Origin of the sequence: Flavobacterium fructosi, assembly GCF_042787335.1 — a bacterium.
Lineage (GTDB): Bacteria > Bacteroidota > Bacteroidia > Flavobacteriales > Flavobacteriaceae > Flavobacterium > Flavobacterium fructosi.
Window position 1 is genome coordinate 265,240 of sequence record NZ_JBHZQA010000005.1, and the last position, 6,104, is coordinate 271,343.

Below are 6,104 nucleotides of genomic sequence, written 5' to 3' on the forward strand. Positions count from 1 at the left end.
AATCTTAACAGCTAATTTTATCCACTCTTGTTTGGTGTCTTCCACCTTCAAATTCAGTATTTAAGAAAGTATCCACCATTTCTACTGCTTGAGGTATAGAAGTAAAACGAGCTGGAATACTGATTATATTAGCATTATTGTGTTGGCGAGCCAAAGTTGCTATTTCTTTGATCCAGCACAAAGCGGCACGAACTTTCTGGTGTTTGTTGGCTGCCATAGCGATTCCGTTTCCACTTCCGCAAATAATAATTCCAAAATCAGCTTTTGCTTCCGTTATGTCATTTGCAACAGCATGCGCAAAATCAGGATAATCTACACTATCTATAGAATCAGTTCCGTAATTAGTTACTTCATGTCCTTTTGCTTTAAGCATTTCAACAATTGCTTTTTTGTATTCTGGTCCGGCGTGATCGTTTCCTATAGAGATTTTCATTTGTAATAAGTTAAGTTGTGTGCTGCAAATTTATATAAAGAAATTTAGTTTTGTTGAATTTAATTCTCGCTTTCTTTAATAGCGTCATTCAATCTAAACTAGTTCTTAAAATTAAAGTGTGCTCCAGATTATCTAACTATCAGATTGTTATTAGATTAGGCTTTATTAACAATTCTATTAAATCTACAATTGACTGTAAATCAATGTAGATTATATAATAAAATTGTTAATTTTTTACATTGTTAATAGTCAAACGCAATTGCTTGATATTCAGTTAACTTTAAATTAACATAGATTGTTTATAACTTTAGATAGAATATTAGAAGTTTTTTTGGGTTGTAACCAAAAAATAAGTAATCCAAAACCCACATTAGAAATCCAAATTTTGTTTGGTGAATTTTTAGAATAGTTATCATTATAAAAAAGTAGTTTATTAACAAAAAATTATAAAATACTTATTTACAAAACTGATTCGTTTTACATTATTAACCATTGTTAATTAAAATTCAAAACCGCTTTAAAACTAAACCTTTACTATAAAATAAGTATGTTGATAACTCTATATAACATCCTAAAACTTCATTTCAATACATTTTAAAATAAATTTATTGCCATTATTAACAAGCTATAATAACAACCAAAAAATAATTTAAATTTAATTTTTCTTTTTGTTTATATTAATATATGTTGATAACATTTAAGTTTTAAAAAATTTTAAATCAAGTTTAAGAATTGTAAACGCTACGAATGAATTAAACAATTCTAAGATTGTTATTCAGATTGTCTAAAATATCTTGAACCGCTTGAAAATCGTTTGGATGGACTTTTAGTTTAATACCACCTAACGCTGCAGAATAAAAAGGAGCAACCGCTAGTGTGGTTTCGTTTTCGAAAAAATAATGAATTCCCTCCTGATCTAAAATATGTTTTAGAACAACAATTTCATGTGAATAATTAAAAATAGCAATGGTTTGAAAGTCTTCCATTTGAATCGTTTTTATAAAGATACAACTATTCTTTAAAGTTATATTTTCTTTAATTCTATTAACCATTTATTGATAACCATTAACTATTTCGTAATTTTATAGCTTATAAGAAAAGATCTATGAGTAAAAGATTAAGAAAGCCGATAAAAAAAGAGAAAGATTTCTCTGATAAAATATTAAAAATATTATCGCAAAGTGCTAATAAAGCATTCAATTACAAACAAATAGGAGCAAAGCTAGAACTCGATGATACCCAAAGTAGAAATCAAATTATTAAAGATTTGAAAATTCTCGCTTCTCAAGATAAAATTATCGAATCAGAACCCGGAAAATATTTAGTTAAAGCAGTAAGTAAAGATTATTACGAAGGTAAAATTGATATGACTGGTCGTAAGACAGCATATTTCGTTTGTTCTGAACTGGAAGAAGATGTTTTTATTCCAACAAATAATTTGAATCACGCTTTAGATAAAGACATTGTAAAAGTATATGTTTACAACAAAAGAAAAGGTAAAAAACCGGAAGGTGAGGTAATTGAAGTAATTGAAAGAAATAAAACCGACTTTGTTGGTGTAATTGACATTCAAGCTAATTTTGCTTTTGTTTCAACAGCTAATCCTAAAATGTATACTGATATTTTTATTCCAAAAGATAAAATAGGCGAGGCGGAACAAGGAGATGTAGTTTTGGTTCATATCGAAGATTGGCCAGCCAGAGCCGATAGTCCTTTTGGTTCTGTAATAAAAGTATTAGGAAAACCAGGAGAACACGATACCGAAATTCATGCTATTCTTGCTGAATACGGATTACCATCAGAATTTCCTATAGAAGTAGAAACGTTTGCACAAAAAATTGATACATCGATAGAAGCAAGTGAAATTGCTAAACGTCGTGACATGCGGGATACATTGACCTTTACGATTGATCCAAAAGATGCCAAAGATTTTGATGATGCTTTATCATTCAAAAAATTAGAGAATGGCAATTACGAAATTGGAATTCATATTGCTGATGTTTCCCATTATCTTCAAGAAGGAACAATCCTTGATGATGAAGCGTATCAAAGAGCAACTTCGGTTTATTTAGTGGATAGAGTAGTCCCAATGTTACCTGAAGTATTATCAAATTTTGCTTGTTCGTTGCGTCCAAATGAAGAAAAATATACATTCTCTGCTATTTTCGAAATAACAGAAACCACGCAAGTAGTCAATCAATGGTTTGGTAGAACGGTAATTTATTCGGATCAAAGATTCTCTTACGAAGAGGCACAGTACATTATAGAAACGAAAGATGACGTTATTCCAGAAGAAATTTCTATAACTGGTAGTTCGTATAAAGTTTCGGAAGAAATCGTTGCTGCGACGCTAAAAATGGATGAATTAGCTAAAATTTTCAGAAAAAGAAGAATGGCTGATGGTGCTATTTCTTTTGATAAAGTGGAAGTAAAATTCAATTTAGATGCTGATGGAGAACCTCAAGGTGTTTATTTTAAAGTATCAAAAGATGCCAATCATCTGATTGAAGAATTCATGCTTTTGGCAAATAGAAAAGTAGCGGAATTCATTGGAAAACAAAAGAAAACATTTATTTACAGGATTCATGATGAACCAAATGAAGATAAATTGATTGCCATGCAAACTTTAATTGCAAAGTTTGGTTACAAAATTGATTTTAGAAACAAAGGTGATATTTCAAAATCATTGAATGCTTTGATGGAAGAAGTGAATGGTAAAAAAGAACAGAATTTAATTGATACTCTTGCTATTAGAAGTATGAGTAAAGCCAAATATTCTACCGATAACATTGGGCATTACGGTTTAGCTTTTGAATATTATTCTCATTTTACATCACCAATTCGTCGTTATCCCGATGTAATGGTGCATCGATTATTGCAGCATTATCTGGACGGCGGAAAATCGGCAGATGAAGAAACGTATGAAACGAAATGTGTTCATTCTTCCACGATGGAAGGTTTAGCAACAAATGCGGAACGAGATTCTATAAAATACATGCAGGTAAAGTACATGCAAGATCATCAGGATCAGGAATTTTTGGGTGTAATTTCTGGTGTGACTGAGTGGGGAATTTATGTTGAAATTATCGAAAATAAATGTGAAGGAATGTGTAGAATACGCGATATAAAAGACGATTACTACACCTTTGACGAAAAACAATATGCATTAACTGGCGCAACTTCCGGAAAATTATTACAATTAGGAGATGAAATTTACGTTAAAGTAAAAAACGCCGATTTAGTGAAAAAACAACTGGATTTTAATTTTTTACGAAGAATTGAAGAACCAATAAAATAAAAAAATGAAAAAATTAGTCATTATTGCAGTTGTATTATTAAGCCAATTTACAAATGCGCAGTTAACTAGAAACTTAGGAGATTTTGATGAAGTACGAGTATTTGACAAAATCAATTTAAAACTGATTCCTGGTTCAGAAAATAAAACAATCATTACAGGAAATAGAGCGAATGAAGTAGAAGTGGTGAATAAAAACGGTATTCTCAAAATTAGAATGCCTTTTCCACAATTATTATCAGGTGATGATATTATAGTGAAGTTATATTTTAAAAAAATTGAAGGTATAAGCGCAAGTGAAGGAAGCTACGTTTCAAGTGAAACTGATTTTAAACAAACCATATTGAATTTAAATTCAAAATCAGGTGCCGTTATTAAAATTGACATAAATGTTGATAAAGTGAATGTAAAAGCTAATGCTGGTGGAATAATTGAATTATCAGGAACAGCATTAAATCAAGATGTTGTTATTACTTCTGGAGGAGTTCTAAAGGCAAAGGATTTACATACGACACAAACCTCAATAAGCGTTTCTGCTGGAGGAAATGCAGAAATCAATGCTACTACATTAGTAGATGCAAAAGTCAAAGCTGGAGGCTCTGTCTATATTTACGGAAAACCGAAGCAAATTAATAAAGAAGTTTTCATTGGTGGAACTATCATGGAAAAATAATAGTTTTGCAATTCTATTTGATAAATTTTAAATTTTAATGATAAACGATATTTTATCCGGTATTCCGTGGGGAATTTTTTTAAGTTTTATGATTGGTCCTGTTTTTTTTATTTTACTGGAAACCAGTATTATAAAAGGATTTCGAGCGGCATTAGTATTTGATTTAGGTGTAATTTGTGGTGATATTGTTTTTATAGGAATTGCTTATTTAGGAAGTTATAGACTGATTCAAAGTTTAAAAGATAAGCCGGCTCTTTTTATTTTTGGAGGAATATTGATGTTAGTTTATGGTATTATTTCTTTTATACAATTAAAAAAAGAAGAAAAGGTAAATACGGATATAATTGACAAGGAGATTATAAAGAAGAATTATGGAAATCTTTTTGTAAAAGGATTTTTTTTAAATATCATTAACATTGGTGTTCTTGGTTTTTGGTTGGCAATTATTATTTCTGTTGGACCAAAACTGGAAATGCAAACTTCCAGAATGATGACTTTTTTTACAACAGTGATTTTATCTTATTTATTTATTGATTGTATTAAAATTCTATTAGCCAAACAGTTAAAAAATAAATTGACACCTACTAATATTCTTAAAATCAAAAAAGGAATAAGTATTGTTTTAATGATTTTTGGTGTCGTTTTAATTACCCAAGGTTGGTTTCCAAAAGAAAAAGAAATGGTAAAAAATGCCTTCGAAAAAATAGAAAATAAGTAAAGAAGTTTTTAATTCAAAAATAAAGAAAGCCTAAATTGGATAAAAATATTCCGATTTAGGTTTTTTTTATCTTAAAAATTATCGTTTTCGATTAAGTATAAAACTAACAAAAAACAGATCTATTAAAATGAGATTCCTCCTTCGTCGGAATGACAAATATTCACTACTTTTTGTATTAACTTGTAAGACTTATATGGTTTGAAATTATAAAGATATGAGGCATATAAGTTTAAAAAAAACATTCTAATAAATTCTATGTCTGATTGATATTATCTTTAATTTTTAATGTTTCGTCGAGTTAATATTATGAAACATTTAATTTTTAAAATATTAAGCTTATTGAGAAATATCTTAATGGTTTAAAATGCAAGTAGGTGTTTAATTTTCCTAAAAATTAGCCATAAAAAAACCTCCAAATTGCTTTGAAAGATTAAAGTTGTGTCTGGATTCGAACCCTATCTTTACTTAATTTTTCCTAAAAATTTGACATAAAAAAACCTCCAAATTGCTTTGAAAGATTAGAGTTGTGTCTGGATTCGAACCCTATCTTTACCTAATTTTCCCTAAAAATTAAACATAAAAAAACCTTCAAATTGCTTTGAAAGATTAAAGTTGTGTCTGGATTCGAACCCTGTATTTACTTAATTTTTCTTAAAAACTAGCCATAAAAAAAGCTCCAAATTGCTTTGAAAGATTAGAGTTGTGTCTGGATTCGAACCCTATCTTTACTTAATTTTACCTAAAAATTTGACATAAAAAAAGCTCCAAATTGCTTTGAAAGATTAGAGTTGTGTCTGGATTCGAACCCTATCTTTACTTAATTTTACCTAAAAATTTGACATAAAAAAACCTTTAAATTGCTTTGAAAGATTAAAGTTGTGTCTGGATTCGAACCCTATCTTTACTTAATTTTTCCTGAAAATTAGCCATAAAAAAACCTCCAAATTGCTTTGAAAGATTAAAGTTGTGTCTGGATTCGAACCCT

The 6,104-nt window shown here is 29.2% G+C and carries 5 protein-coding genes; 3 read left to right on the top strand and 2 right to left on the bottom strand.

Annotated features, from left to right (window positions below):
* Positions 1-4: 4 nt before the first annotated feature.
* Together rpiB and ACFX5D_RS10450 are read right to left on the bottom strand one after the other, a co-directional pair.
* Positions 5-433 (bottom strand): ribose 5-phosphate isomerase B, encoded by a 429-nt coding sequence (rpiB, locus tag ACFX5D_RS10445; protein WP_379858134.1) that lies wholly within the window; start codon positions 431-433, stop codon positions 5-7.
* A gap of 752 nt (positions 434-1,185) precedes the next feature.
* Positions 1,186-1,419, bottom strand: a complete 234-nt coding sequence (locus ACFX5D_RS10450) for a DUF2007 domain-containing protein (protein ID WP_379852633.1) — start codon at positions 1,417-1,419, stop codon at positions 1,186-1,188.
* A gap of 119 nt (positions 1,420-1,538) precedes the next feature.
* Here ACFX5D_RS10450 and rnr point away from each other — a divergent pair, with 119 nt between their 5' ends.
* From rnr to ACFX5D_RS10465, 3 genes are read left to right on the top strand one after another with little or no spacing between them, the layout of a single operon-like run.
* Entirely contained in the window at positions 1,539-3,731 is a 2,193-nt protein-coding gene (gene rnr, locus ACFX5D_RS10455; protein WP_379858135.1) for a ribonuclease R, read from the top strand.
* A gap of 4 nt (positions 3,732-3,735) precedes the next feature.
* Positions 3,736-4,401 (top strand): head GIN domain-containing protein, encoded by a 666-nt coding sequence (locus ACFX5D_RS10460; protein ID WP_379858136.1) that lies wholly within the window; start codon positions 3,736-3,738, stop codon positions 4,399-4,401.
* Positions 4,402-4,438: 37 nt separating this feature from the next.
* On the top strand, positions 4,439-5,119 hold the full coding sequence (locus tag ACFX5D_RS10465) for a LysE family translocator (RefSeq protein ID WP_379858137.1): 681 nt from the start codon (positions 4,439-4,441) through the stop codon (positions 5,117-5,119).
* Positions 5,120-6,104: the final 985 nt, after the last annotated feature.

What these genes read in the sequence shown, in the direction of transcription:
- rpiB (WP_379858134.1), bottom strand. Translation starts at nt 433, where the DNA reads ATGAAAATCTCTATAGGAAACGATCACGCCGGACCAGAATACAAAAAA.
- ACFX5D_RS10465 (WP_379858137.1), top strand. Translation starts at nt 4,439, where the DNA reads ATGATAAACGATATTTTATCCGGTATTCCGTGGGGAATTTTTTTAAGT.
- ACFX5D_RS10460 (WP_379858136.1), top strand. Translation starts at nt 3,736, where the DNA reads ATGAAAAAATTAGTCATTATTGCAGTTGTATTATTAAGCCAATTTACA.
- rnr (WP_379858135.1), top strand. Translation starts at nt 1,539, where the DNA reads ATGAGTAAAAGATTAAGAAAGCCGATAAAAAAAGAGAAAGATTTCTCT.
- ACFX5D_RS10450 (WP_379852633.1), bottom strand. Translation starts at nt 1,419, where the DNA reads ATGGAAGACTTTCAAACCATTGCTATTTTTAATTATTCACATGAAATT.